Here is a 26,308-nt window from a genome sequence, read left to right on the forward strand (position 1 = left end):
CAACCGCAGATAGATGACCGACGGATGACAGGGCATTACTCCGGCTCGTCGAAGCGGTTATTGATGAGTTCAAGCAGGGCCTGGCTGGCCTGCTCCTCGTCGGGACCGTCGATTTCAAGGTGAATGGTGGAACCCTTGCCGGCGGCCAGCATCATGACGCCCATGATACTTTTCCCGTTGATCTGCTGGCCGTTGTAGTCGACCAGTATCTCGGCTTCAAAACCTGAAGCCAGGGTGACGAATTTGGCCGCCGCCCTGGCATGCAGTCCGAGTTTATTAATGATTTCGACAGAATGTTCCTGCAAACGTCAGTCTCCGGCGGATTGGATGACAATGATTCCGTCATGCGCGCCGGAGACGGCTTTTTCGACCATTTCAGGCAGGCTCAATCGGGGGTAGTTGAGGACCCGGATCAGCATGGGCAGATTGAGACCGGTAATCACCGCGATGTGGCTGGACTGCAGTTGCCGGGCAATATTGCTGGGCGTGGCGCCGAACAGGTCGGTGAGAATCAGTACGCCGTCCCCTTCATCAAGCTGATCGATCTGCTGATGGGCTTTATCCAGTGTTTCCTCGAGCCGGGCATTCATGCCAACACCCATGCGGGTAATCGTCAGGGGCATTTGACCGATGATCTTGCCGGCCGTATCCAGCATGGCCTGGCCGATCTTATCGTGCGTAATAAGCAGCACTGCAACGCTCATGTCAGCTCCCTGTGCCGGGTGAGAACCCCTTCACGCTGTTGATGGAAATAGGCCGCCAGGCGCTCTACCAGATAAACCGAGCGGTGGTGTCCGCCGGTGCAGCCGATAGCGACGGTCATATAGCTGCGGTTATCCGCCTCAAAGCAGCCGATCCATTTTTCGATAAATTGGCGAATATCATCATACATATCGTGTACGGTTGCATGGCGCTCCAGATAGTCTGCCACGGCCTTGTCCTGGCCGCTCAGGTGGCGCAATTCGGCAACCCAGTGGGGGTTGGGGATGCAGCGTACATCAAAGACAAAGTCGGCATCCACCGGGATGCCGTGCTTGAAGCCAAAGGACTGAAACTGAATTGACAACTGCGTCCTGACCGCACCGTGCACCCTGTTGCGGATGATGTCCCGTAACTGATGAATGTTAGTCATACTGGTGTCGATTCGCAAATCGGCGCGGGATGACACCGGCTCCAGTAACTGGTGTTCCTGCAGGATCGCTTCGTTAAGCGGAACTTCGTCGTTGCTCAGGGGGTGTTTACGCCGGGTTTCGCTGAAGCGTTTCAACAAGGTGATATTATCGGCCTCGAGAAAAAAAATCTCGCACTTGATGCCGGCCTCGCTCAGGGACTGAAGCGCATCGGGAAAACTGACCAGTTCACCGGAAAGGTTGCGGGCATCGATGCCGACGGCGAACCATTGCTCGACATGCCGGTTGGCGCGCACGATTTCATCGGCCAGCGACGGGAGCATGCCGATTGGCAGGTTGTCGATACAGTAGTAATTGAGATCTTCCAGGACATGCAAAACCACACTTTTACCCGAACCGGAAAGCCCGCTAACGATGATTAATCTCATTATGAAGAACGGGCCTGGTTGATAAGATCCTGCTGGCGCTCAATAAAGTCCTGTGCGGCATTGTAACCGTTCAAATAGAGCACATGATTCCTGACCGCCGCCTCAATGATGACAGCAAGATCGCGGCCGGGGGCAACGGGTAACCGGACTTCCGGGATATCCACTTCCAGGAGTCGTCGGCTGCGGCCGGTGTGATCCAGTCGTTCAATCGGTTCATCCATGGAGTCCGGTTCGGTATCCAGACGGACGATCAGACGCAGACGTTTGTGATCCAGTATGGCGTTATTACCGTACATGGCGCGGATATTCAGTACGCCCAGGCCGCGAACCTCGATAAAATCGGTGAGCACGCTGGGACAGTTACCGGTGATCGCATCCGGCGCGGTGCGTCTGAATTCGGGGGCGTCATCGGCGACCAGTCGATGTCCACGGCTGAGCAGCTCCAGCGCCAGCTCGCTTTTACCAACGCCACTGGGGCCGGTGAGCAGCACGCCGATACCAAAAACCTCCATGAATACACCGTGGAAGACGGTTTTTTCGGTAAGCTGGTTGCTCAGGTAATAATGCAGATGATCGACAATCTTGTGACTGCTTTCACTGGATGTGATCAGTGGCGTGCCGGTTTGCCGGGAAAATTCGAGCAGGGATTCCGGCGGGGTAATGCTGTCGGCAATGATTACCATCAACGGTTTGGAGTCAAACAGACGTTGCAGTGTATCCTGTAGCGAGTTTTTCCCCAGGTTGTTCAGGTATTCGAGCTCGGTGTCGGCCAGTACCTGAATATAATTGGGTCGAACCAGGTTCAGATGACCAATAAGACTGCTGTCGGACAGTCGCGCATCCACCTCGGTCAGCTCACCCCGGTTCTGCTCCCCCGCGACCCATTTCAAGCCAAGTTCTTTCTGGTGTGTCTGAAAGATATTGCTGCTGGAGATCGGGTCGGACATATTCTCTAGTTCCCGGCCTGTTCGATGAATAACCGATGAAGATCCTGGCCGCTTTGACACTGCCGGGTTTGTTGTCGAAAATCATCATCATTGAACATGCCTGCCAGCATTGCCAACAGCTTCAGGTGATCCTCGCTGGACTCTTCCGGTACGACCAGGGCGAATAACAGGTCCACCGGCTGTTTATCGATGGCATCAAAATCAATGGCTTGCTTCAGCTGGATAAAAGCGGCGGTCGCATGATCACAATTCTTCAGCCGCCCATGGGGAATGGCGACACCGTAACCGATGCCGGTTCCCCCGAGCCGCTCTCTCGATATCAGGCTTTCAAAAATGTCCGTGGCGGTCGCGTCTGGTTGATCGGCGGCCAATAGATCACTGAGCAGCTCCAGGGCGCGTTTTTTACTTGATGCATCGGAGTTGCATACAATGCGATCCGGACTGAGGAAATCTGATAATTGCATAACAATGCCTGCTAATGATTATTCGACGGGCTGTTTTTTCAGACCGCCCTCGGCGCGATGATGGTCGGTCAGTTTTTCCTTGTGCTTCTTGATTTGCCGGTCAAGCTTGTCGGTCATGGCATCGATAGCGGCGTACATGTCGTCGTTTTCTGCATTGGCGAATAACTCGCCGCCGCTGATATGCACGGTGGCTTCGGCTTTTTGACGGTTCTTTTCCACACTCAGAATCACATGGACATTGGTTACATTATCAAAGTGGCGTTCGACACGTTCCAGCTTGCTGATGACGTAATCGTGCATGGATTCGGTGATTTCGACGTGATGGCCTGTAATATTGACTTGCATGGTTATCTCCTGGTTATGCCAGACGTTTGCGTTCATTGGAAGGTGGAATCGCCAGTGCCTCTCGGTATTTAGCGACGGTTCGGCGGGCAACATTAATCCCTTTGTCCGAGAGGATCGTGGCGATTTTGCTGTCACTCAGCGGTTTGTTCGGTACTTCCTCGGCGACCAGCTTCTTGATCAGGGCCCGGATGGCCGTGGCCGAGGCCTCGCCACCGCTGGAGGTGGAGACGTGACTGGAGAAGAAATATTTCAGCTCATAGATGCCGCGCGGCGTGTGCATGTATTTTTTGGTCGTGACCCGCGAGATGGTGGATTCATGCATCTCGACCTCTTCGGCGATGTCATGCAATACCAGGGCTTTCATGGCTTCCTCGCCGTGCTCCAGAAACTCTTTCTGCCGTTCGACGATACTGGTGGCTACCTTGAGCAGGGTCTCGTTCCGGCTGGTAAGACTCTTGAGAAACCAGCGCGCCTCCTGGAGGTGGTTTTTCAACGTGGTGTTGTCCTCGTCGTTTTTCACCTGTTTGATCAGGCTGGCGTAATGGGGGTTGATGCGTAACCGCGGGGCGGCATCGGGATTGAGTTCGACGCGCCACTGGCCATTCACCTTGTTGACGATAACATCGGGGATGATGTATTCGGGCTGGCCCGTATTAATCTGGCCGCCGGGGCGCGGGTTGAGCGAGGTGATCAGCTGTACCACGTCCCGGAGTTCGGTTTCATTCAGTTTCAGTTTGCGCTGCAACCGGGCGTAGTCGCGGTGGGCCAGCAGCTCAAAGTGCTGTTCGACCAGCTCCATGGCTTTTTGCACATGGGGGTGCTCCAGGGGAAATTGCTTGAGTTGCAGAATCAGGCTTTCGCGCAGATCGCGGGCCGCCACGCCCGGCGGATCAAAATACTGGATACGATGCAGTACGGCCTCGATTTCATCCAGCTCGATCTCCTCATCACCCAGCGCTTGTTGCACCTCCTCGATGCCGCATCCCAGATAACCGTCGTCGTTGATCGAGTCGATGATGACCTCGGCGATAGCCCGGTCGGTATCGCTGAAATGACTCAGCTCCATCTGCCAGCGCAGGTAGTCCTGCAGTGTTTCATCGGTGGAACCGGAGACTTCGAAATCCGGCGCGGGTTCGGCCGGGCCACTGGTCTGTGTTGTGGCAAGGTTGTCATAGATGTCATCCCAGTTGCTGTCGACCGGCAGATCCTCGGGGATTTCGCCCGCCGGTTCGTTCGCGGCGGTTGCGGTCTCGTCGTTCTCCGCCACGTTTTGCGCGGCTTCCTGATTTTCCGCGCCGGGTGGGGCGTCGGCGACGGTATAGCTGTCCGCCGGTTCGGTATTTTCGTTGCGCTCCTCGCCTTCCTCGTCCATCTCCAGCATGAGATTGGAGTCCAGCGCATCCTGAATCTCGGTCTGCAGCTCAAGCGTCGACAGTTGTAGCAGCCGAATGGCTTGCTGCAGCTGCGGGGTCATGGTCAGGTGCTGACCGAGTCGGAGTTGTAAGGTTTGCTTCATATTATGGTTGGGAACAGGCCAGTCAACCAGCTCTCTGGCTGGGTTCAAATTTTAGCGTATTTCCGTGTTGAGTGCAGGGCCCAATTCCTAGAGCCTGAAATTTTCACCCAAATAGACCTTGCGAACCTGCTTGTTCTGCAGCAGTTGCTCCGGCTCGCCCCGGGCGATGACCTCACCGGCATTGATGATATAGGCCCGCTCGCAGATCCCCAGGGTTTCGCGAACATTATGGTCGGTTATCAGGACGCCGATGCCGCGGTCTTTCAGGTGACGAATGATACTCTGAATATCCAGCACCGAGATAGGATCCACCCCGGCAAACGGTTCGTCGAGGAGAATAAAGCGCGGCTCGGTAGCCAGGGCGCGGGCGATCTCCACCCGGCGGCGCTCGCCACCGGAGAGGCTCATGCCGGTAGTCTGGCGAATGTGGCTGATGTGCAACTCTTCCAGCAGCTCCTCGAGTTTCTGCTGTTGCTGAAACGGGGCCAGTTCCTTGCGGGTCTGCAGAATCGCCAGGATATTCTCCGCCACGCTCAGTTTGCGAAACACCGAGGCCTCCTGGGGGAGATAACCGATACCGCGCCGCGCCCGCAGATGCATGGGCAGGGGGGTGAGATCCTCGTCATCCAGCCCGATTGTGCCCTGGTCGGCCTTGATCAGACCCACGACCATATAAAAAGAGGTGGTCTTGCCGGCCCCGTTGGGGCCCAGCAGCCCGACGATCTCGCCACTGTCCACGGTCAGGGAGACATCCTTGACTACCTCGCGGCCTTTGTAGGATTTGCCCAGCTGGTTGGCGCTGAGGATGCTCATTCACCCGCGTCCTGTTTCTCTTTCGGTTCGATGATCGCGCGAACCCGTCCGTCGTCCTGTGAGTCGCCGGATTGCTTCGGGGCGGTGTCGCGGTTGGCCGTGACAATGCTGTTGCTGGTATCGTAGTGAATGCGTTTGCCGCTGATGCGGTTGCCACTCTGTTTGACCCAGGCGTCCTCGAGCAACAGCAGTTCACCGTTTCGGGTGTTGTATTTCATGCGCCGGGCCTCGGAATAGACCATTTCCCGGTCATCCGGTTGTTGTTGCAGTTTGGCCGGTTCGCCAATCGCGATGATCCGGGTGACTTCCCCCTCTTCCAGATAGACGGTGATCTCCTCGGCGCGGATCTCCAGCGAGCCCTGTTTGAGAAACACATCACCCTCGTAATGGCTGAGCCCCTCGCGTTCATCGGCGCGCATGCGATCGGCGGTGATGTTCACCGGCTGCTCGCGATCGCTGCTCAGCGCCCCGGCGGATATCGAGATGCTACCCAGCAGGGCCATCAGCAGCAGCGATTTAGCGCGGGTTAATAACATAGGTTCCTCGGGTATCCGACAATAGTTCAAGCAGGCCCTGGGCCACATCCAGTTGCATGCCGATCGCCCGGGTCTCGCTGCTATCGCTGGTGATTGTAACAGCCGCATCGGTTTCAGCGTATTCCCGTTGGGGATAAACGGTCAGTTTCTCGGTCAGCAGGGTCAGTGCCTCGTCATGGTCGGTGGCCGGACGGTGCAGCTCCACCTCGCCGCTGAGCTCGACGCGTTCGCCCTGCTCGTAGACCACCCCCTGGTTGGCCTGGGCGGTCCAGGGCGGCAGATCCTGGCGAAACAGATCCAGCGTCAGCTGCTGAATCACGACGCTATCGTCATCGGGATAGTGCTCCAGATAATCGGCCACCAGCCGGTGTTTTGCCACGCCGTTTTCACCCATGCTGGTCGCGGTGAAGTTTTCCAGATAATAATCGGGATCGTGGCGGACTTCGCGGGAAATCACTCTCGGTTGGGTGTCAAGGTCGGTGAGCAGCCAGTTACTGAAGGCGCCGATCAGAATGACCAGCAGAATAATCGTGATAACTTGCAGTTTATTCATAGAGGAATTTGTTCAACTGCGCATCCAGCGTATTGTGCGCTTCCATGATCAGTTCACAGACATCACGCGCCGCGCCGTGGCCGCCGTTGTGTGGGGTCTGCCAGTGGGCGTGCTGCTTGGCCAGCGGATGGGCGTCCTGGACCGCGATGGCCAGCCCCGCGCGGCGCATGACCGGCAAATCGACCACATCGTCTCCCACATAGGCGGCCTGTTCCGGCGTCAGGCCCAGTTTGGCCACCAGCTCCTCGAAGGCCGGCAATTTTTCCAGCTGGCCCTGATAGACATGCTCGATGCCGAGGTTGTCCATCCGATGCTGGACCACGTTTGAGCTGCGGGCGGTGATCACGCCGATCGCCACGCCGCTCTCCTTGAGCAGCTTGATGCCAAACCCGTCCCGCGAATGAAACGCCTTGTATTCCTGGCCGTCGTCGCCGACAAACAGGCTGCCGTCGGTGAGTACGCCGTCCACGTCAAATACCACCAGTTCGATCTGGGCGGCGCGGGCAAGAACATCTTTCATAACAGTCGGTCCGGTTGTGTTTTGCTGAGTGTCTGCAAACTGTCTGACAAGCGCGGGGAGGCTTTATTCGGCGGCGGGATAACCCAGCTCCGCCAGCTTGTCGCGAATGGCCTGTTCCGACAGCTCCTCGCCTTCGATGCGCACCAGCCCGGTATCGATGGTGACCTCCACCTGGTTGATCCCGGGCAGGGTTTTCAGGCCGTTTTCGATGGCGGCGACACAACCGCCGCATTTGATGTTCCGGGCCGTGATTTGCAGTGTGTCACTCATAAGCGCTCCTGGCTGTGTTAAATCTGTTGGACATTAAAATAAAGCAGGGCGAGATAGGCAATATACGCCAATAATAGCAGGCCGCCCTCAAGGCGGTTGATTCGGCCATCCCCCTGCAGCCCGTAGGCCATGACAAACAGGGCGATGCTCAGGCCAATCATATACGGATAATCCCGGCTCAGAACCTCGGCGTCCAGCTGCAGGGGGCCGAGCAGCCCCGGAATGCCGAGCACCACCAGCAGATTGAACATATTGGACCCGATTACATTGCCGATCGCAATGTCCGGCTCCTGGCGCAGGGCGCCCATCAGCGAGGCAGCCAGTTCCGGCAGGCTGGTGCCGATCGCCACAACCGTCAGGCCGATGATCAGATCGCTGACCCCGAAAAAGTGGGCGATATTTACCGCGCCCCAGACCAGGGCCCGCGAGCTGGCCAGTAACAGTACCAGGCCGATTACCAGCCACAGCAGCGCGCGCGGCGTCGTCATGGTGGGGATTTCACTGGCGTATTCGGCCTCCAGCGGATCGTGATCCTTGCGCTTGCCCAGCAGGACCATCCACCACAACATCAATACCATGCCGACGATCAGAATCAGCCCGTCCAGGCGCCCCAGTTCGCCGTCGGCGACCAGCACCAGGCTGACCAGCATGATCAGAAACATGACCGGGTATTCGCGGCGCAGGGTTTCGGAGCGGACCACCAGCGGCACCACCAGGGCGGTGATCCCCAGCACCAGGGCGATATTGGCGATATTGGAGCCCAACGCATTGCCCACGGCCAGGCCGCCGTTACCGTCCAGGGTGGCGATGGCGGAGATCAGCATCTCCGGCGCCGAGGTGCCCAGCCCCACGATGGTCAGGCCAATGACCAGCGGCGAGACCCCCAGATTACGGGCCGTGGCCCCGGCCCCCTGCACGAACCAGTCGGCGCCCTTGATCACAATGGCAAAACCGAGAATCACGGCAATAACGGAAAGCAGCATGTCGGTCGGCATAAGAGAGGGTCGGGTTGTGGGCCAGATCGTTCGACGGCGTATGATACCAGCTTGTTACTGGGGTGCGAGGCGCTGTCCCAAGAAAAGCTTTCACCGCAGAGACGCAGAGCACGCAGAGATAATTGATTCAATAAATAAATCTGTGACAGACCGGGAACAGGGCGTCCAGTTTGGGCCGGGTGTTTTCACAAGATGCTCTTTGATGGAGCTGTGGTCGACATAAAACCATGCCTGAGGCAAGCGACGGCCTGCTCATTGTGTAAATAATAACTCCGCGTTCTCTGCGTCTCTGCGGTGAGACTGATCTGTTCACCTACTGCAGCTCGCGTTCGAGCTCCCTCTCCAGTTCCCGATCTTCGTCCGAGGGTTCGTAGCGCTCCCGTTCCGGGCGTGGCGGATTGCCGTCGTGTACCAGGCTGCGCCGGCGCTGCAGGTAGGCGTCGCGCATGAAGGTATAGGGATCGGCGCCGGACTCTTCCAGCATGCGGCTGGCGCCGAGCAGGTCCGCACGGTTGTCGATGGCGCGCAGTACGACCACGCTCCAGTAGACCTCGTCGTCCTCGATCTCCTGCAACGGCTCATAGTGCCAGTCGGCGACCCGTCCGCCGGTGTCGCGCAGGGTGCTGGGGCCAAGGAGCGGCAGGACGATATAGGGCCCTTCGCCAACCCCCCAGCGGCCCAGCGTCTGGCCGAAGTCCTCGTTGTGTTTGGGCAGCCCCATCGGGGTGGCGACATCGATGAGGCCGAACAGGCCGACAGTCGAGTTCCAGATCACGCGGGAGAAATCGGAGCTGGCGTCCCTGAACTTGAATTGCAGGACGTTGTTGACCATGACCCAGACATCATCCAGATTGCTGAAGAAGTTGGAGACGCCGGTCTGCGCCGGTTGCGGTACGTTGTCCTTGTAGGCCTGGGCGACCGGTCGGGCGATGCTGCGATCCACCGCGTCGTTGAACTGGTACATAACGCGGTTATAGGACTCGAGCGGATCGTTTTGTCCCTCATCCGTCGGCCCGTTGGTGCTGGCGCAACCGGAAATCAGCAGGGTAGCGGCAAGCAACGCGACAGGCAGGAGGGCACGGGATCGGTTATTTTTCATCATATATTTAAAGCGGGGCTTCGGCAGAGAGGAGATAAGCCTCTTTCTCTGTGAACCTCTGTGACCTCGGTGGTTTGCTCTGGTTTTTATCTGGCCTGGGTGCGTGTCGCGCCACAGCGGCTACATCGGTAACGGGTGACCATTTTACCCTGTTTGACATCAAAAGGGTTCCCCTTGACCGCTTCCCATTTATGAAAGCCGCTTTTGCACAGGGTTTTGCCCCGGTGTTTGTCGCTGGCCCGGGGTTTTTTAAACGGGAGAATGTCCGCCATGATGAGTAGCCGTTACGTTGACCGTTTCAATTATGACCGTGAATGGGTATGTTTGTCAGCTTTCTTGCCTGAGCAATACGTGGAGCGGAGATGACGGGACAGACACATCGCATACTGATCGGCAGTTTCGGCTGGCAGCATGAGGGTTGGCAGGGGAGCTATTACCCGGACGATCTGCCGCCGGAGTGGCGCCTGGGCTATTACAGCAACGAGTTCCCCCTGGCGGTGGTCACCGATCGCGAACGGGCGCTGGAAGCGGAGCTGCCCGAGGAGATGGCCGAGTGCCGCGAGGATCTGTGGGCTCTGGTGGTCGTTTCCGCCCCGGAGGCCGAACAGGCGGCGTCTCTCGACTTGTTGTCGCAGCTGCCGCGCGCGGGCGGCGTATTGTTACAGGTGGATCCGGCACAGGCCGATCCGGCAACGTGGCTGGCGCAAGCCGAGGCCCGGTTCGACGGCTGGCCGCTGTGTGTCGACCCCGTCAGTTCACCGAGTGAGGCGTGGCGCGCGGCGTTGCGGGCGCGGCGTATCGGCTGGAGCTGGAATCCGGACAGTGACGCCGACGGCCTGTCGATCGGTCCACTGGCGGTGATCCGGATGGGCGGAGAATCCACACCCCGGCAGTTGCGTGATTCGATTGAAGCGGGACTGGCGGTGAGTCGTCCGGAACGGCATGTGGCGCTGGTGATCGAGGGAGAACCGCCGAACATGGAAACCCTGCGTCAGGCAAAGCTGATCGAGGAATTGATGTGACCCCGGCGCTAATTCACCACGCCGGCAACTCGGCAACCATTGTCATGCGTGCGGGGCTGGGTCACAATGCCGCCACCGCTCACTAAGGAATTTGTCGCGCATGGCAGGGGATGACAATCTGGTCGAGATCCGCAATCTGACTTTTCGGCACGGTGCTCATACTATATTCGACAATATCGATATCGATATTCGTCGCGGCAGTATCACCGCCATCATGGGGCCCAGCGGCACCGGCAAGACTACCCTGTTACGCCTGATAGGCCGCCAGCTGCAACCGGCGTCCGGCACCATCCTGGTTGACGGCGAGAACGTCAACCGGCTGGGACGCAGTGCGTTGTTCGAACTGCGCAAGCGTATGGGCATGCTGTTTCAAAACGGCGCGCTGCTCACCGACATGAACGTGTACGATAACGTCGCCTTTCCCCTGCGCGAACATACCCGATTGCCCGAGCGCCTGATTCGCACTCTGGTGCTGATGAAGCTCGAGGCGGTCGGGCTGCGCGGCGCGCGGGCGCTGATGCCGGCGGAGCTCTCTGGCGGCATGGCGCGGCGGGTGGCGCTGGCCCGGGCGATCGCCCTGGATCCGATGATGATCATGTACGACGAGCCGTTTACCGGCCAGGACCCGATCTCCATGGGCGTGCTGGTGCGGCTGATAAAAGACCTCAACGACGCGCTGGGACTGACCAGCGTGATCGTCTCGCACGATATCGCCGAAACCTCCGAAATCGCCGATGATATCTATCTGCTCTCCGGCGGCAAGGTGGTGGCGCACGGTTCGCGCGAGGACCTGCGCAACTCCGAATCCGAATGGGCCCGGCAGTTTATGCACGGGCTGCCGGACGGGCCGGTACCGTTTCACTACCCGGCCGCGGGTTACGCCGATGATCTGGTCAACCACAACGGGACGCGCGACTGATGCTCTCTTCCTTGCAACGACTGGGACACAACGCGCTGGGCTTTTTCCAGCGGCTGGGACGGGCGCATCTGCTGCTGCTGCGCATTCTCGAAGGGCAGCCGGCGCTGGTGCCCAAGTTCTCCCTGGTGATCCAGCAGCTCTATTCGGTCGGCGTGTTGTCGCTGCTCATCATTCTGGTCTCCGGCACCTTTGTCGGGATGGTGCTGGGGCTGCAGGGGTACAATACCCTGGTGGATTTCGGCGCCGAGGAGTCGCTCGGGGTGATCGTCGCGCTGACCCTGGTGCGTGAGCTGGGTCCGGTAGTCACCGCGCTGCTGTTCGCCGGACGGGCCGGCTCGGCGCTGACCGCGGAAATCGGTCTGATGAAAACCACCGAGCAGCTCTCGGCCATGGAGATGATGGCGGTGGATCCCATTCGCCGGGTGCTGGCGCCCCGTTTCCTGGCCGGCTTTTTGTCCATGCCCCTGCTGGCCGCGATCTTCAGCGCGGTCGGGGTGCTGGGGGGCTATTTTGTCGGCGTGGGTCTGCTCGGGGTCGACCAGGGCGCCTACTGGTCGCAGATGCAGGCCAACGTCGATCTTTACGATGATATTTATAATGGTGTGATCAAGAGCCTGGTCTTCGGGATTGTGGTTACCTGGATTGCCGTGTTTGAAGGGTATGATGCCGTGCCCACCTCGGAAGGTATCAGCCGTTCCACCACCCGGACGGTGGTGCATGCCTCGCTGGCGGTACTGGGGCTGGACTTCGTGCTCACTGCGCTCATGTTTGGAGAATAAAAGATGATGAATTCGCGTCTGGTTGAAATCTGGGTCGGGATCTTTGTCGCCGCGGGACTGGCGGCGCTGTTCATGCTGGCCATGCAGGTCAGCAACCTGAGCACCTACAGCAATGACGAGGGTTACGAGATCAGTGCCCGTTTCCAGGATACCAGCGGCCTCAAGGTGCGCTCGCCGGTGACCATGGCCGGGGTGACCATCGGCCGGGTCAAGAATATCCACTTCGATGAGCAAACCTTCGAGGCGGTCGTGACCCTGCGGATCGAGGATCAGTACCGGGAAGTGTTGCCCAAAGATACCTCGGCCAGCATCTATACCGCCGGTCTGCTGGGCGAAAAGTACGTGGGGCTGGAGCCCGGCGGGGCGATGAAAGTGCTGGGACAGGGTGACGAGATCAGGCTGACCCAGGACTCGCTGGTGCTGGAGAAACTGATCGGCCAGTTCATCAGCCGGTTTATGGATGACAGTGGTGACAACTAGGTGATGATCGGTTCTTGCTGGCGCGGGCCGCTGACCGGGGCGTTGCTGATGCTGGCCGGTTCCCTGGCCGGAGCCGCTGCGGCCACGCAAGGGCCGCAACAACGGGTGATCGAGGCCACCGGGCGTGTGCTGGCGGCGCTGGAACACCAGGCCCCGCAGTTCGAACAGACTCCGGCGCGGATCGACGCTCGGATCCGCGAGATCGTGCAGCCCCATTTTGACTTCGTGCGCATGGCCGGGTGGGTGCTGGGCAAGCACTGGCACAACGCCACTCCGGAACAGCAGCTGCGTTTCGGGCACGCCTTTCGCCAGGTGCTGCTGAGCAGTTACGCGGCGACGCTGCGGGCATACCGGGGGCAGGGCATCGAATACCTGCCGCTGCGCGCGGATCCGGCCGGCGGCGAGGTGACCGTGCGCAGCCGGACGTTGCAACCGGGCCGCGCGCCGGTAGTGCTCAACTACACGCTGTGGGAGCGAGACGGCCGGTGGCGGGTCTATGACATCAGCGTCGATGGCATCAGCCTGGTGGCCAACTATCGCACCCGCTTTGCCGGCGAGATCAAGGCGCACGGGCTGGACGCGCTGATCATGCGCCTGGAGCAACACAACCGCACAGGAGAACCCCTGCAATGAGTGACACAGCCATCAAGCCCCAGGATGACAACAGCTATCTGATCAGCGGCGAGCTCAACATGCAGACCGTGCCGGGCCTGCTGCAGCAGGTCGAGCCGATTCTCAATCGCAGCCAGGACGAAGAAGTCTGTTTCGATCTCCAGGCGGTCACCCGCAGCGACAGCGCCGGCCTGGCCCTGCTGGTGGAGTGGATGCAGTTCGCCCGCCAGCGGGATCGCAAGCTGAGCTTCCGCAACCTGCCCGAACAGCTGCGCGATATCGCCCGTGTCAGCGGGCTCGAAGATCTCCTGCCGCTCTCATAAATAAAGGGGCTAGATTCTAGGTTCTAGCCCCTAGCCCCTGGCTCCTGGCCCCTGGTCCCTATTCCTGTAGCAAGTCCGCGGTTTTCTTGCCGAATTTCCAATCCGGTCCGGTTTTGCCCTGTGCGGCCGGCGGCTGAGCGGATACAATAGCGAGTTCATACATAGCAACACGCGAGTGGGAACCATGAGCCCCGACGAGGTTAAACAACTGATTGAAGCCGGCATCCCCGGCTGCGAAGCCACTGTCAACGGCGACGGCAGCCATTTTGATGCCATCGTGGTCAGCCCCGATTTCGAGGGCCTGAGCCCGGTGAAAAAACAGCAAATGGTCTATGGCACGGTGACCGACAAGATCACCTCCGGCGAGCTGCACGCGCTGAGTATCAAAGCCTATACCCCGGATGAGTGGGAGAAGGCACGCGAACTGCAGATCTCATCCTGAGTGATGCTGCCCGCCGCGTGAGCGGTGTTTTGAGGACAACAATACCCCATGGACAAGCTTCTAATCACCGGCGGTGCCAATCTGCAGGGTGAGATTCGTATTTCCGGCGCCAAGAACGCCGCCCTGCCGATTATTGCCTCGACGCTGCTGGCCGATGAGCCGGTCAACATTGGCAATATTCCGCATCTGCACGACATCACCACCACCATGGAACTGCTCGGGCGGATGGGCGTGCAGATCACCATGATGGACAATATGGGGGTCGAGGTCGACAGCTCCACGATCAAGGAATACGTGGCGCCTTATGAACTGGTCAAGACCATGCGCGCCTCGATCCTGGTGCTGGGGCCGCTGGTTGCCCGCTTCGGCGAGGCCGAAGTCTCGCTGCCGGGCGGTTGTGCCATCGGCTCGCGGCCGGTCAACCTGCATATCCACGGCCTGCAACAGATGGGCGCCGAGGTGACGGTCGAAAACGGCTATATCAAGGCGCGCGCCAAACGGCTCAAGGGCGCCAAGCTGGTGATGGACATGGTCACCGTGACCGGCACCGAGAACCTGATGATGGCCGCGACCCTGGCCAAAGGCACCACGGTGATCGAAAACGCCGCGCGCGAGCCCGAAGTGCTGGATCTGGCCAACTGTCTCAACAGCATGGGCGCCGATATCGAAGGCGCCGGCACGGACAAGATCGTGATCCATGGCGTCGAGCGGTTGCACGGCACCGATTACAACGTACTGCCCGATCGCATCGAGACCGGCACCTATCTGGTGGCGGCGGCGATTACCGGCGGCAAGGTCAAGCTCAAGAACACCGATGCGAACCTGCTGGATGCGGTGTTGGCCAAGCTGGAAGAGGCGGGCGCCCGGCTGGATATCGACAGCACTTCCATTACGATCGATATGCATGGCAAGCGCCCCAAAGCGGTGGATCTGCAGACCGCGCCGTATCCGGCGTTTCCGACCGACATGCAGGCGCAGTTTTCGGTGCTCAATTCGATCGCCAAAGGTTCAGGTACGATTACCGAAACGGTGTTTGAAAACCGCTTCATGCACGTGCAGGAACTGCAGCGCATGGGGGCGGATATCCAGTTAAAAGGCAACACCGCGTTTTCCACCGGGGTCAAACATCTGACCGGCGCGCCGGTGATGGCGACCGATTTGCGCGCCTCGGCCAGTCTGGTTATTGCCGGACTGGTGGCCGAAGGGACGACCACGGTGGATCGTATTTATCACATCGATCGCGGTTACGAATGTATCGAGGAAAAACTGCAACAACTGGGAGCCCGGATCCGACGGGTGCCGGCATTACATTATCATGAGTGAACAACTGACTATCGCCCTGTCCAAGGGCCGCATCTATAAAGAGACGCTGCCGCTGCTCAAGCACGCCGGCATCGAGCCGCTGGACGATCCCGAAACCAGCCGCAAGCTGATCCTGGACACCAACCATGATGACATCAAGCTGGTGATCATCCGTGCCACCGACGTGCCGACCTACGTGCAGTACGGCGCCGCCGACATCGGCGTGGCCGGCAAGGACGTATTAATGGAGCACGGCGGCGAAGGGCTCTATGAACCGCTGGATCTGAAAATCGCCCAGTGCAAGATGATGATCGCCGGCCCCGAAGGCGCGACTGTTCCCGAGGGCCGCCTGCGCATCTGCACCAAGTACGTCAATGTCGCGCGGCGCTACTTTGCCGAGCAGGGCAAGCAGGTGGAGATCATCAAGCTGTACGGTTCCATGGAGCTGGGCCCCATCGTCGGGCTCTCCGACTTCATCGTCGATCTGGTCGATACCGGCAACACCCTCAAGGCCAACGGCCTGGCACCGCTGGAGCACATGGCGGAGATCAGCTCGCGATTGATCGTCAACAAGGCGTCGATGAAAATGAAACACGCCCGGGTCAAGGCCCTGATCGATCGCATCGGCGAGGCGGTAAACTAAATGGACATCAAGCGACTCAACAGCACCGACGCCGGCTTCTGGTCCGAGCTGGATCAGCTGCTCGACTGGGAAGGGGTCTCCGACGAGGCGGTGAATACGACTGTCAAGAACATCCTCAGGGATGTGCGCACCCGCGGCGATGCCGCGCTGGTCGAATACACCAACCAGTTCGATCGCATGTCCGCCACCGGCATGGCCGAGCTTACCCTGGACATGGATCGCCTCGAGGCCGCCCTGGACAACATCCCCGCCGAAACCCGTGAAGCGCTGGAGACCGCCGCGCAGCGGCTGCGCACCTATCACGCGCATCAGAAGATGGAGTCCTGGTCCTATACCGAGGCCGACGGCACCTTGCTCGGCCAGCAGGTGACACCATTGGATCGGGTCGGGCTGTACGTGCCCGGCGGCAAGGCGACCTACCCCTCGTCGGTCCTGATGAACGCCATCCCCGCGCACGTGGCCGGGGTTGAGGAGATCATCATGGTCGTGCCGACGCCCGACGGCGAGGTGAACGAGATGGTGCTGGCCGCCGCGCGCATCGCCGGGGTGAGCCGTGTCTTCACCCTGGGCGGCGCGCAGGCCGTGGCCGCGCTGGCCTATGGCACCGAGACAGTGCCGCCGGTGGACAAGATCGTCGGCCCCGGCAACATCTATGTGGCCACCGCCAAGTCGATGGTCTTCGGCCGGGTCGGCATCGACATGATCGCCGGGCCTTCCGAGATATTGGTGGTGTGCGACGGCAAAACCGATCCCGACTGGATCGCCATGGATCTCTTTTCCCAGGCGGAACACGACGAGGACGCCCAGGCGATCCTGGTCTCCCCCGATGCGGCGTTTCTCGACCAGGTGAAAGCGAGCATCGATCGGCTGGTGCAGGAGATGGAACGCCAGACCATCATCGAAACCTCCCTGTCCGATCGCGGCGCGCTGATCGAAGTGAAAGATATGGACGAGGCGATCGCGGTGGCCAACCACATCGCGCCGGAACATCTGGAGCTGTCCATCGACAACCCGGAAGCAACCGCGAAACAGATCCGCCACGCCGGGGCCATCTTCATGGGCCGCTATACCGCCGAGGCGATCGGCGATTACTGCGCCGGCCCCAACCACGTGCTGCCTACCTCGCGTACCGCGCGCTTCAGCTCGCCGCTGGGTGTGTACGATTTTCAAAAGCGCTCGAGTCTGATCATGTGTTCGGCCGACGGTGCCTCCACGCTGGGCAAGACCGCCTCGGTGCTGGCGCGCGGCGAAAGCCTCACCGCCCACGCCCGCTCCGCCGAATACCGCATCAAGGATTAATAAAAAGTCATGACCGGCTCGCGCATCGACAAATGGATCCGCCCCGAGATCCGCGGCCTGCAGGCCTATCACGTGCCCCCGGCCAGGGGCCTGATCAAACTCGATGCGATGGAAAACCCCTATCGCTGGCCCGACGCGCTGCTGGATCAATGGCTGGACGTGGTGCGCCAGGTGGAACTCAACCGCTATCCCGATCCCTCGGCCGCCAGTTTGAAGCAACACCTGCGCGAGGCGATGGCCGTGCCCGAAGGTGCCGAGATATTACTCGGCAACGGCTCGGACGAGATCATCCAGATGATCCTCATGACCCTGGCCGACGAACAGCGCAGCGTGCTGTCGGTGGAGCCGGGCTTTGTCATGTACCACATGATCGCCACCTTCACTGACATGCAGTACATCGGCGTGCCGCTGCAGGACGACTTCTCACTGGATACCCAGGAAATCCTGCACGCCATCGAGCAGTACCAGCCGGCGGTGGTGTTCCTGGCCTATCCCAATAACCCGACCGGTAACCTGTTCGACAAGAACGATGTAAAAAAGATCATCGACGCCGCGCCGGGGCTGGTGATCATTGACGAGGCGTACCACGCCTTCGCCGGCGACTCGTTCATGGATGAAGTCAATAATTACGACAACATGCTGGTGATGCGCACCGTCTCCAAGATGGGCCTCGCCGGTTTGCGGCTGGGGTTACTGGCCGGCAACCCGGCCTGGCTGAACGAATTCGATAAAGTCCGTCTGCCGTACAACATCAGCAGCCTCACCCAGGCCAGTGCCGAATTCGCGCTACAGAATCGTGATGTGCTGAATGCGCAGACCGATCAGATCTGTGCCGATCGGGAATTGTTATATGCCGAGATGCAGAAGATTGACGGGCTGACGGTCTATCCCAGCCAGGCGAACTTTGTTCTGTTTCGCACCCAACCCGGCAAGGCCACGGATATCTTCGAAGCTTTGAAGGGAGAGGGCGTGTTGATCAAGAACCTGGATAAGGCCGGCGGGCTGTTGAAGGATTGCCTGCGGGTCACCGTCGGTACGCCGGAAGAGAATGCGGCGTTTCTGGCTGCATTGAAGAAAGTTCTGTAATCTTTCTCCTATGATCCCCTCCTGGTTATTCCCTCCCCTGCAAGGGGAGGGCTAGGGTGGGGTGATAAAAATCCACTTTCTATTAAATGTTCGCCCTCCAGGCGACCTGAATCTTGAAAGCGGGCTCTCGCACCCGCGCGGCGAGTGGTGGCTTGTCTCATAGAACCCCTTTGGGTTTCATTATGTTGTCTCGCAGAACCCTCCGGGTTCATTGCGAGTGCCCTACGCCTCCGGCGTCAGGGCAACCCTACCCATCTCCGATGGGTCAGGGCACCATGCCCGCACCCTGCGGGCTGTTCCTCCTTCCGCTGCGATGCTCGGCGGCGTCTAACGGGATGAAGAACCGTCCAGGCGGGGCAGTAAAAAACCTGATACCTCCGAAAAACAACAACTTGCCTGACTCGCAAAGGCAGAAGGGTGTTGCTAGAATTAAATTGTTTCAGGCATGCCTGAAACAAGAACAGCGCTCATATATGCAGGGATACAATATGTCGAACGTGAAAGAGAAAATGACAGAAGTCATCCGGTCCCAGCCGGAAGACGCAAGCTATGAAGATATCATGCGCGAACTGGCCTTCGAACGCATGGTCGAACGCGGCCTGGAGGACTCACGCGATGGACGCGTAATCTCGAATGACGATATGGAACATCGGATTCATTATGGTAGAAATAAAATGGACTGAAGAGTCACAGCGCTGGCTTCGCGATATCTACGATTACATTGCAATTGATAACCCAACAGCAGCACAGGAAGTTGTCTCGGGAATTTATAAAAAAGCTCAGGAGCTACGCCACTTTCCCGAAATAGGTGCCCGGTATCGTAAGGTAGCTGATGGCGAGATACGCATCCTTCTCTATGGGCATTACCGGATTGCCTATCTTCTCAAGTCGTCGTCCCGGATTGATATTCTCGGTGTTTTTCATGGGGCGCTGGATATTGAACGGTATTTTCCATGAGCGCACTGTTCGCCCTGCGGGCGGGCCTGAATTTTGAAAGCGGGCTCTCGTGGGAGGCGATTCCATCGGCGACTCTCGCCGGAGCCACCTTACCTATCTAAATGTTCGCCCTGCGGGCGAGCTGGATCTTGAAAGCGAGCTTTTGTGGGAGGCGATTCCATCGGCGACTCTCGCCGGAGCCACCTTGCCTATCTAAATGTTTGCCCTCCGGGCGAGCTTGATCTCGAAAGCGCTGACCCGCCAGCGCGCCTCGGGTTCATCTGACGAAGGCCATCCCTGGCCTTCGCACTTCGTGCAGCCTCCGGCTGCCCAAATTCGTTCCCGACGAATTTGTCGTTGTAACGCGACAACGAAACGAACCAAAGGAAACGCCCCCTGTTCGGTCAAGACACATCGGTAACAGAAAAGTCCAGGTATATGGGTAACACATTTTCTATGCTGAGGGCACCGACAAGGGAGGTGCCCCATGCCCTGGAGAACTGTGACACCGATGGACGAGAAACTGCTTTTTATTGCCGACTATCTGCGCGGGAATCAGAAGAACTTTACCCAGTTGTGCCGGTTGTACTGCATCAGCCGTAAGACGGGCTACAAGTGGGTCAGTCGTTATGAGCAGCAGGGGATGGACGGTCTCGACGAGCAGAGTCGTCGCCCCCGACAAAGCCCACTACGCACGCCCTATGCGATTCGCCAGGCCATTATCGAGCTGCGGACCGGTTCCCGTAGTCCACCGGGTGCCAAGAAGCTGCAAGCGATGCTGGTGAAACGATTTCCCCATGAGACGCCGCCGTCTTTAACCACGATCTATACGATCCTGCATGAAGCCGATCTCGTCCGACCACGCAAAAAGCGGTCCCGGGTGATGCCTTATGCCCAGCCATTCTCGCCGGTGCAGGCGCCCAATGAACTGTGGAGCGTGGATTACAAGGGCCAGATGAAACTGGCCAATGGCCGCTGGTGTTACCCCCTGACGGTGATGGATCATGACAGTCGTTACCTGTTGGGCTGTCAGGGTCTGGAAGGCCCCACCTATGCGGCGACCCGTGATCAATTTATCCGCCTGTTCCGCGAATACGGCCTGCCACAACGGATCCGCAGTGATAACGGGACGCCGTTCGCCTCACGGGCCGCCGGCGGCCTGTCCCGGCTGTCGGTCTGGTGGGTGCGGCTGGGGATCCGTCCGGAACGGATCGAGCCGGGCAAGCCACAACAAAACGGGCGGCATGAACGCATGCATCGGACGTTGAAGCATGCCACCGCCAAACCGCCAGCCCCGACTCTGGCGGTGCAGCAACGACGCTTTGATGAGTTTATCCATGACTACAACGTGAATCGCCCCCATGAAGCACTCGGTCAGCAACCGCCGGTGACACACTATCGCTCTTCCCCGCGAGAGTACCCGGCAAAACTGCCAGAACTGGACTATCCAGACTATTATCAACGTTATCAGGTGCGCAGTAGCGGGGTGATTTACAGCCATAGTGGGCAGATATATGTCTCTCATCTACTGCAAGGAGAGACAGTGGGCCTGGAGGAGGTGGATGATGGGGTTTTAGACGTCTACTATGGCCCGATCCGATTAGGCTATATTGATTTACAGGACCAGCGAGGGAGAAGCTGTCCTTACTGGACACTCAAAGTGTAACCCATGTCCCTGGACAAAAGTGTTACCGATGTCCCTGACTCGTACACCCCGAAAGACGCCGCCGTTTCAGCCATTTCCAATGGCTGAAACGGTCCCCTGCGGTTCTCGCTCCAGTCGTGCTCGCCCGACGGCACGTCCCTGTGCCGTCGAGCGAGTGGCGGCATCCCTACCGCCACCCTCCGGGCTAATCCTCCTTCCACTGCGATGCTCAGCGGCGTCTAACGGGATCAAGGAGTTAGTAGTGAGGTTAGGGGAAACCCGTAGAAGCAGGTACGTGTCAAGGCTTGGAATGTGTGGAAATCGGGAGTAGGGTTGCTAGGATTAGGGTTAATTAAAAACAAAATTTATTGGGTTAGGCGGGCGACGAGGAAATATAGATGGATATTTTCACCAAATTCAACCGCAAAAGTATTGATGACAGACAAATTGATACTTTGATTGGGCTAAGTAAAGGGATGGTAGCAGATGGGAGGATCAATCAGGCCGAAGCGGAAGCACTGCTAAATTGGCTTATGCAAAGCAGGCAAGCCAGCAACAATCCGATTATCCTTAATTTGCTCGAAAAAGTAAGTACGATGCTTGAAGACGGGGTCCTGGATGACGAAGAGTCAGCAGAACTTTTTAGTATTTTGAGGAAGGTCAGCGGTGATTCATCAGAGATTGGTGAAGTGGCAAAGAGTACATCACTCCCGATCAATAAGCCGGATCCTGAAATTATATTTGTGGGCATGTCGTTTATTTTTACTGGTACCTGTGCGTATGGGACAAGGAAGCAATGTCAGGAGGCTATAGAGTCTCTGGGCGGTATAAATGCAAAGAGTGTCACGAAATCTCTGAATTATTTGGTTCTTGGTACTTACGTAACAGACAGTTGGGTACATGAAAACTATGGTCGTAAAATTGAAAAAGCCATGAGGTATCGAGATGATGGTGTTCCATTAGTAATAACAACAGAAGAGCATTGGATAAATTCAGGTAATTTGGGCTAATTTAAAATAAACGAACTATAGAAGGATAGGCTCAGGTCCTGGCTTTTGCCTTTCAGCTAGAAAAAGGCAAGACCTAACTCCGGTATTTTTATTCTATAAGTATGGTTAAAATTAAACCTCTCCGATACCTTTTTGTCCAATGTTCGCTGAAAAATTATAATAAGGAAAAAATGGGGGCGCAGATCTTTCCAGTATTTTGACGAGGAAGCGTTCAGCGTAGATCTCGGTTTTACTGTTTGATCATTTTGTAAATTGTAAGTTGTTTATTTGTATATAGAACTAAAAATATTTTTATGGCGTAAGCGGAGGCCTGTATGAGATTGTATGTTTTTTTTGTCGCGGTTCTTCTGGTTGGTTGTGTATCATCTTCTGGTGTTGTTATGACGGGAAGCGATACTTACATGATATCACGTTCAGAGAAAGGATTTGATACCACTGGTGCGAGAGTTAAAGCCGACGCGATAAAAGAAGCTAACGAATATTGCACTTCAAAAGGAAAAGATATCGAGCTAGTGCACTCTGACAATCAGGATATGAAGCCATTTAGGGCCGATGCGCAAGCAACAATAGAGTTTAAATGTATTGAGAAAGATTAACGTGTAATGGGTAGTGGCCCTTTCCAGTACGACGAATATCGAGCTGATTTTCAATAAGGAATTCGAACGAATGTGGGAAAATTTGTTGTCTGCTCTGGGTGGCGCGATTATTGGTGGCGGAATTGCGGGGTTTTTCTCTCTTAAATCTACCAATAAGGCCCACGAAAACGCAGTTGCCCTTGAAGAGAAAAAACAGTTGGAATTGATGAGTGGCCTGCTACAGGGTCTACATGACGAACTCGAAACACTCTGGGACACCTATTCAGATGGAGTTGGGGTCCAACTTGAGGCTCTGGGCGAGGATAAACCACTTTTGATGTACTACCCGGTTACACAGGAATACTTTCCGATTTATATGGGAAATTCGTTCTTGATTGGAAGAATCGAGGATACAGATCTTCGAAAGAAGATCGTCACTACTTACACAAAGGCACGTGGACTTATCGACTCGTATCGCTTAAATAACGATATGGTTAAAAAATTTGAGCATTGGCAGTCTATGTATAGGCAAACCGGTCAAGGCGTGTTCAACGAGCATGCGGAGGATTATTACGGTCGTCTATCTAAGTATGCCAAAAAAATCAAGAAGTCCCACGATGAGCTTAAGGCTAGCAAGGCCGAAGTTCTTAGGGCTCTCCAGAAGACGGGCGTGCTAGTTGGAAATAATTCCTGATTAAAGGTATCAAGTCCCTTTAACTTCTTGCAGATGTAAATCATAAGGCCCGCATCATTCCTCGGAAGGAGAAGAAAATGAAACGTTTTTTCGCCATTGCTTACGGCCTCATGGCTATGGCCCTGGTTGCTTGCAACGACATCGGTACGACGTCGAAATCGAACCAGAATGTGTCGGACAGCCTGGAGATCGTGGCAGAGCTGGACAAGGGCCCCGGCAACATCACGGTAACGCCTGACGGAGAAGTCGTCGTCAGCTTGCATCAGTTTTACAATCATGAACTACGGGTGGCAAGTGTTAGTGACGAGGGGCAGCTTGTGCCGTTTGCCGCTGACGCCGATGTTAACTCGGTCCTCGGGCTGCAGGCTGATGCTGAGGGCGTAGTCTGGTTGTTGGACAATGCCATGCGCGGCGGCGCTACCCGCCGTCTGGTGGGCTGGGATCCTTCGGCGGAGCGTGTCGTGGCGGACATTGATCTCACCGATGTGACGACTGACAGCGCGTTTCTTAATGATCTGGCCGTGGATCCCGGGCGCAATACCGTTTATATCGCCGACCCTGCCGGTGGGGCAGATGCGGCTATTATTGTGGTCGATCTGGAACGGGGCACTGCTCGTCGGGTTCTGGAAGGTCACAAAAGCGTCATCCCCGAAGATATCGATCTGATCATTGACGGCACTCCTCTACAGATCAGGCAGGACGACGGTACGATGGTTCGCCCGCGGGTTGGCATCAATCCGATCGCTCTGGACAAGGAGGGGGAATGGTTGTATTACGGCCCGATGCATGGACGCACGATGTACCGAATCCGCACGGCCGACCTGCGTAATTCTGACCTGGCGTCAGAGGACAGGGCAAAGAAGGTCGAACGCTGGGCGGACAAGCCGATCTGTGACGGTATATCCATCGACGATGCCGGGAACATCTATCTCGGTGATCTGGCAAACAATGCCATCGGCGTTATCGGTTCCGACCGTGAATATCGCGTGTTGATGTCGGATTCCCGTTTGTCGTGGATTGATGCATTCAGCTTCGGCCCTGACGGTTATCTCTATACAGTGGCCAACCAGTTGCACCGTAGTGCCGTGCTTAACGGCGGTGAATCGGCGACCCGTCCGCCTTACCTGATCCTGAAGTTCCGGCCGCTATCCGAAGGCACGACCGGGCGATAGCAGGATCAGGCAGGCAGATAATTACGGACAGATAACGTTAAACGATAGTGACGGTCCGGTTGCTTATCTGAACTCGTAGCCATCTGTTAAACAGCAGCGGAAAAAATAAACCCGCTCAATTTCTTAAACTATTAGTGAATAGAGGGAACGATGAATAAAATATATGGATATTCTGCATTCCTTAACATGGGAATTCTGACGCTGCTTTTTGGGTATGCGCTTGTCAATTCATTTGTTTATATAATCACAGAAAGATCGCTAAATATAGCTGTTTCTGTGATGATTGTTCAGTCGCTGTTAATTATATTCCCCTCGTTCCTGTTCTTAAAAAGAGCATTCAGAATATTAAAAAATGAGGTAAGAATTCAGCCTCCAAGTTCGTTCTTTAGTTACTATATTTATTATTTTGGCGCTGGTCTCCTGGTACTTTCTCTACTAGCTATTTCTTTGTTGCTATTGTTTTATGTGCGGTGGCTTATCGAAGGCGCGCATGGCATACCAGTAGGAGTATTGTTAGGATTTTGTGTCATGTTGTTTGTTTCTGGTGCGATTCTAGTCGAGCTAGGAAAAGCTAAGCTTAGATAACGAAACGGGAAACCGATGTCAGAGACTGATTGTATCTAATATGTAGAGAACATTGCTTTCCGATACAGTTTATCTCTACTATATCCCCCTATGGGTGAAGCACTACAAACTGCCGTTGCCAGCCAGCGTATGTTGCTGCGCAGCCGTCTGTCCGGGCGGCTGGATCATCTGGCGGACGCCTGTCGGGCGGTGTGGCCGGATCGCGATCAACTGGAAGCGTGCCTGGTCAAAGGCTACGAAGAGCTGCCCTACTGCAAATACCTCTACATCCTGGATGAGCGGGCCCGGCAGATCACCGCCAATGTCTCCTACGATGGGCTGCTGCCGGAGAGTTTCGGGCGGGATCGCCGCGAGCGGCCGTACATGGCCGCCGCGCTCAATGGCGAGGTGTTCTCCCTGTCCGAAGCCTATATCAGCCGCAATGCGCGGCGCCCGTCACTCACCGCCGTGCAGCGTATTCTGGACGGTGAGGGGCACCTGCTGGGCTACCTGGGGGCGGATTTCGATTTGCGGGAGCTGCCCCTGACGCGGCAGGTCTATAAAGAGCCGGAGCAGTGGATGCAGATCAAGGGTGATCCGGCGATCCGGGGCGGGCTGTTTCTGCAGGAGCGTACCGAAAGCTTGATGGACCGGCGTATCGATGAGGTGCTGCCGCTGGTGACTGAGCTGGTGGAGGTCCACGGGGTGTTCCATGCCAAGCTGCACTTCTCCAGCTCCCGGGCCACGCTGTGGTTGATCGAGGATCCCTTCCGCTACCGTATCCTGGATATCGAGGACCTCACCGATCCGGCGATCTGCCTGGCCTGGTCGCAGCACAGCTACTCGGACGAGGCAGTGATTCCGGCGGAGCGCGTGAAGGAGGTGTTCCGCACGTTTCGTGATTTACGTTTCATGGATGAAAACATCTACCTGCGCGCGGGCTCACTCAATATCTTCAATGGCATGGTGGGTCTGAATTTCTCCTGTGACGGGTCCCATTACATGCCGTGGTTGGAGTTTCTGGACAAGAATATCGGTTTCTGGCTCGGGTCAGATAATCCATTGTAAACAGGGGCAATAAAATAAGATAAAAGGCGTTAACAACGGGCTCGGCACTGCGCAAATGCTTGGCTGAAAAAAATTCGTGGACAGTGTCATTATTCCCACCACAATCCTGAACTGCCAACTG

At 57.1% G+C, this 26,308-nt stretch carries 34 protein-coding genes and 1 pseudogene; 20 read left to right on the forward strand and 15 right to left on the reverse strand.

The window, feature by feature from the left end:
- Positions 1-35 precede the first annotated feature (35 nt).
- The 15 genes and pseudogenes from EDC23_RS08980 to EDC23_RS09050 all read right to left on the reverse strand — a co-directional run bounded on the left by EDC23_RS08980 (position 36) and on the right by EDC23_RS09050 (position 9,888).
- The gene (locus EDC23_RS08980) at positions 36-305 is read right to left on the reverse strand and encodes an HPr family phosphocarrier protein (RefSeq protein WP_134083725.1); all 270 of its coding nucleotides are present in this window, start codon (positions 303-305) and stop codon (positions 36-38) included.
- A 3-nt stretch (positions 306-308) separates the two neighbouring features.
- Complete coding sequence (locus EDC23_RS08985; protein ID WP_134083727.1) at positions 309-704, reverse strand: PTS sugar transporter subunit IIA; 396 nt, start codon at positions 702-704, stop codon at positions 309-311.
- Positions 701-1,558: an RNase adapter RapZ gene (rapZ, locus tag EDC23_RS08990; protein ID WP_134083729.1), complete on the reverse strand. Its 858-nt coding sequence runs from the start codon at positions 1,556-1,558 to the stop codon at positions 701-703. The genes EDC23_RS08985 and rapZ overlap by 4 nt, the downstream gene beginning before the upstream one ends.
- Positions 1,558-2,505 carry an HPr(Ser) kinase/phosphatase gene (gene hprK / locus EDC23_RS08995; RefSeq protein WP_134083731.1) on the reverse strand — a complete coding sequence of 316 codons (948 nt, stop codon included), beginning with the start codon at positions 2,503-2,505 and terminating at the stop codon, positions 1,558-1,560. The genes rapZ and hprK overlap by 1 nt, the downstream gene beginning before the upstream one ends.
- Before the next feature lie 5 nt (positions 2,506-2,510).
- Positions 2,511-2,969 (reverse strand): PTS IIA-like nitrogen regulatory protein PtsN, encoded by a 459-nt coding sequence (gene ptsN / locus EDC23_RS09000; RefSeq protein WP_134083733.1) that lies wholly within the window; start codon positions 2,967-2,969, stop codon positions 2,511-2,513.
- Between the two features lie 18 nt (positions 2,970-2,987).
- Positions 2,988-3,314 carry a ribosome hibernation-promoting factor, HPF/YfiA family gene (gene hpf, locus EDC23_RS09005; RefSeq protein WP_134083735.1) on the reverse strand — a complete coding sequence of 109 codons (327 nt, stop codon included), beginning with the start codon at positions 3,312-3,314 and terminating at the stop codon, positions 2,988-2,990.
- A gap of 13 nt (positions 3,315-3,327) precedes the next feature.
- Positions 3,328-4,830, reverse strand: coding sequence for an RNA polymerase factor sigma-54 (locus tag EDC23_RS09010; protein ID WP_134083737.1), 1,503 nt, complete (start codon positions 4,828-4,830; stop codon positions 3,328-3,330).
- Positions 4,831-4,917: 87 nt separating this feature from the next.
- Positions 4,918-5,643, reverse strand: a complete 726-nt coding sequence (gene lptB, locus EDC23_RS09015; protein ID WP_134083740.1) for an LPS export ABC transporter ATP-binding protein — start codon at positions 5,641-5,643, stop codon at positions 4,918-4,920.
- Positions 5,640-6,179: a lipopolysaccharide transport periplasmic protein LptA gene (lptA, locus tag EDC23_RS09020; protein ID WP_166668821.1), complete on the reverse strand. Its 540-nt coding sequence runs from the start codon at positions 6,177-6,179 to the stop codon at positions 5,640-5,642. The genes lptB and lptA overlap by 4 nt, the downstream gene beginning before the upstream one ends.
- Positions 6,160-6,732 (reverse strand): LPS export ABC transporter periplasmic protein LptC, encoded by a 573-nt coding sequence (gene lptC, locus EDC23_RS09025; protein WP_134083744.1) that lies wholly within the window; start codon positions 6,730-6,732, stop codon positions 6,160-6,162. The genes lptA and lptC overlap by 20 nt, the downstream gene beginning before the upstream one ends.
- Positions 6,725-7,303: pseudogene (kdsC, locus tag EDC23_RS09030) on the reverse strand (3-deoxy-manno-octulosonate-8-phosphatase KdsC); the annotation flags it as partial. The pseudogene kdsC and the gene lptC, both read right to left, overlap by 8 nt.
- A gap of 12 nt (positions 7,304-7,315) precedes the next feature.
- Complete coding sequence (locus tag EDC23_RS09035; RefSeq protein ID WP_134083748.1) at positions 7,316-7,522, reverse strand: heavy-metal-associated domain-containing protein; 207 nt, start codon at positions 7,520-7,522, stop codon at positions 7,316-7,318.
- A gap of 17 nt (positions 7,523-7,539) precedes the next feature.
- On the reverse strand, positions 7,540-8,505 hold the full coding sequence (locus EDC23_RS09040) for a calcium/sodium antiporter (RefSeq protein ID WP_134083918.1): 966 nt from the start codon (positions 8,503-8,505) through the stop codon (positions 7,540-7,542).
- A 325-nt stretch (positions 8,506-8,830) separates the two neighbouring features.
- Positions 8,831-9,619, reverse strand: coding sequence for an MlaA family lipoprotein (locus EDC23_RS09045; RefSeq protein ID WP_243830753.1), 789 nt, complete (start codon positions 9,617-9,619; stop codon positions 8,831-8,833).
- Positions 9,620-9,702: 83 nt separating this feature from the next.
- On the reverse strand, positions 9,703-9,888 hold the full coding sequence (locus tag EDC23_RS09050; RefSeq protein ID WP_134083750.1) for a hypothetical protein: 186 nt from the start codon (positions 9,886-9,888) through the stop codon (positions 9,703-9,705).
- Between the two features lie 90 nt (positions 9,889-9,978).
- Between EDC23_RS09050 and EDC23_RS09055 the strand changes: the two genes are divergently transcribed.
- The 20 genes from EDC23_RS09055 (at position 9,979) to EDC23_RS09150 (ending at position 26,187) form a co-directional block, all read left to right on the forward strand.
- Complete coding sequence (locus EDC23_RS09055; RefSeq protein ID WP_134083752.1) at positions 9,979-10,638, forward strand: hypothetical protein; 660 nt, start codon at positions 9,979-9,981, stop codon at positions 10,636-10,638.
- Positions 10,639-10,738: 100 nt separating this feature from the next.
- Positions 10,739-11,557 carry an ABC transporter ATP-binding protein gene (locus tag EDC23_RS09060; RefSeq protein WP_134083754.1) on the forward strand — a complete coding sequence of 273 codons (819 nt, stop codon included), beginning with the start codon at positions 10,739-10,741 and terminating at the stop codon, positions 11,555-11,557.
- Positions 11,557-12,336, forward strand: a complete 780-nt coding sequence (mlaE, locus tag EDC23_RS09065; protein WP_134083756.1) for a lipid asymmetry maintenance ABC transporter permease subunit MlaE — start codon at positions 11,557-11,559, stop codon at positions 12,334-12,336. Before EDC23_RS09060 ends, mlaE begins: the two co-directional genes overlap by 1 nt.
- 3 nt (positions 12,337-12,339) lie before the next feature.
- Positions 12,340-12,816, forward strand: coding sequence for an outer membrane lipid asymmetry maintenance protein MlaD (gene mlaD / locus EDC23_RS09070; protein ID WP_134083758.1), 477 nt, complete (start codon positions 12,340-12,342; stop codon positions 12,814-12,816).
- A gap of 3 nt (positions 12,817-12,819) precedes the next feature.
- Complete coding sequence (locus EDC23_RS09075) at positions 12,820-13,449, forward strand: MlaC/ttg2D family ABC transporter substrate-binding protein (protein ID WP_243830760.1); 630 nt, start codon at positions 12,820-12,822, stop codon at positions 13,447-13,449.
- Positions 13,446-13,751, forward strand: a complete 306-nt coding sequence (locus EDC23_RS09080; RefSeq protein ID WP_134083762.1) for an STAS domain-containing protein — start codon at positions 13,446-13,448, stop codon at positions 13,749-13,751. Before EDC23_RS09075 ends, EDC23_RS09080 begins: the two co-directional genes overlap by 4 nt.
- A gap of 184 nt (positions 13,752-13,935) precedes the next feature.
- Positions 13,936-14,193: a BolA family protein gene (locus tag EDC23_RS09085; protein ID WP_134083764.1), complete on the forward strand. Its 258-nt coding sequence runs from the start codon at positions 13,936-13,938 to the stop codon at positions 14,191-14,193.
- Positions 14,194-14,241: 48 nt separating this feature from the next.
- Positions 14,242-15,516, forward strand: a complete 1,275-nt coding sequence (gene murA / locus EDC23_RS09090; RefSeq protein WP_134083766.1) for a UDP-N-acetylglucosamine 1-carboxyvinyltransferase — start codon at positions 14,242-14,244, stop codon at positions 15,514-15,516.
- On the forward strand, positions 15,509-16,138 hold the full coding sequence (gene hisG / locus EDC23_RS09095) for an ATP phosphoribosyltransferase (protein ID WP_134083768.1): 630 nt from the start codon (positions 15,509-15,511) through the stop codon (positions 16,136-16,138). The genes murA and hisG overlap by 8 nt, the downstream gene beginning before the upstream one ends.
- Positions 16,139-17,437, forward strand: coding sequence for a histidinol dehydrogenase (gene hisD, locus EDC23_RS09100; RefSeq protein WP_134083770.1), 1,299 nt, complete (start codon positions 16,139-16,141; stop codon positions 17,435-17,437).
- Between the two features lie 9 nt (positions 17,438-17,446).
- Positions 17,447-18,523 carry a histidinol-phosphate transaminase gene (hisC, locus tag EDC23_RS09105; protein WP_134083772.1) on the forward strand — a complete coding sequence of 359 codons (1,077 nt, stop codon included), beginning with the start codon at positions 17,447-17,449 and terminating at the stop codon, positions 18,521-18,523.
- A 488-nt stretch (positions 18,524-19,011) separates the two neighbouring features.
- Complete coding sequence (locus EDC23_RS14370; RefSeq protein ID WP_134083922.1) at positions 19,012-19,206, forward strand: hypothetical protein; 195 nt, start codon at positions 19,012-19,014, stop codon at positions 19,204-19,206.
- Positions 19,184-19,480: a type II toxin-antitoxin system RelE/ParE family toxin gene (locus EDC23_RS09115; protein ID WP_134083774.1), complete on the forward strand. Its 297-nt coding sequence runs from the start codon at positions 19,184-19,186 to the stop codon at positions 19,478-19,480. Before EDC23_RS14370 ends, EDC23_RS09115 begins: the two co-directional genes overlap by 23 nt.
- A gap of 466 nt (positions 19,481-19,946) precedes the next feature.
- Entirely contained in the window at positions 19,947-21,125 is a 1,179-nt protein-coding gene (locus EDC23_RS09120; protein WP_134083776.1) for an integrase core domain-containing protein, read from the forward strand.
- A 377-nt stretch (positions 21,126-21,502) separates the two neighbouring features.
- On the forward strand, positions 21,503-22,114 hold the full coding sequence (locus EDC23_RS09125; protein WP_134083778.1) for a BRCT domain-containing protein: 612 nt from the start codon (positions 21,503-21,505) through the stop codon (positions 22,112-22,114).
- A gap of 314 nt (positions 22,115-22,428) precedes the next feature.
- Positions 22,429-22,710: a hypothetical protein gene (locus tag EDC23_RS09130; RefSeq protein WP_134083780.1), complete on the forward strand. Its 282-nt coding sequence runs from the start codon at positions 22,429-22,431 to the stop codon at positions 22,708-22,710.
- A 70-nt stretch (positions 22,711-22,780) separates the two neighbouring features.
- Positions 22,781-23,383 (forward strand): hypothetical protein, encoded by a 603-nt coding sequence (locus tag EDC23_RS09135; RefSeq protein WP_134083782.1) that lies wholly within the window; start codon positions 22,781-22,783, stop codon positions 23,381-23,383.
- A 77-nt stretch (positions 23,384-23,460) separates the two neighbouring features.
- Entirely contained in the window at positions 23,461-24,555 is a 1,095-nt protein-coding gene (locus EDC23_RS09140; protein ID WP_208321332.1) for an L-dopachrome tautomerase-related protein, read from the forward strand.
- 150 nt (positions 24,556-24,705) lie between these two features.
- Positions 24,706-25,140: a hypothetical protein gene (locus EDC23_RS09145; RefSeq protein ID WP_134083784.1), complete on the forward strand. Its 435-nt coding sequence runs from the start codon at positions 24,706-24,708 to the stop codon at positions 25,138-25,140.
- 90 nt (positions 25,141-25,230) lie between these two features.
- A complete protein-coding gene (locus EDC23_RS09150; RefSeq protein ID WP_134083786.1) occupies positions 25,231-26,187 on the forward strand; it encodes a PDC sensor domain-containing protein in 957 nt (318 codons plus the stop codon).
- Positions 26,188-26,308 lie beyond the last annotated feature (121 nt).

Source organism: Thiohalophilus thiocyanatoxydans, from assembly GCF_004366735.1.
Classification (GTDB): Bacteria; Pseudomonadota; Gammaproteobacteria; order UBA6429; family Thiohalophilaceae; genus Thiohalophilus; species Thiohalophilus thiocyanatoxydans.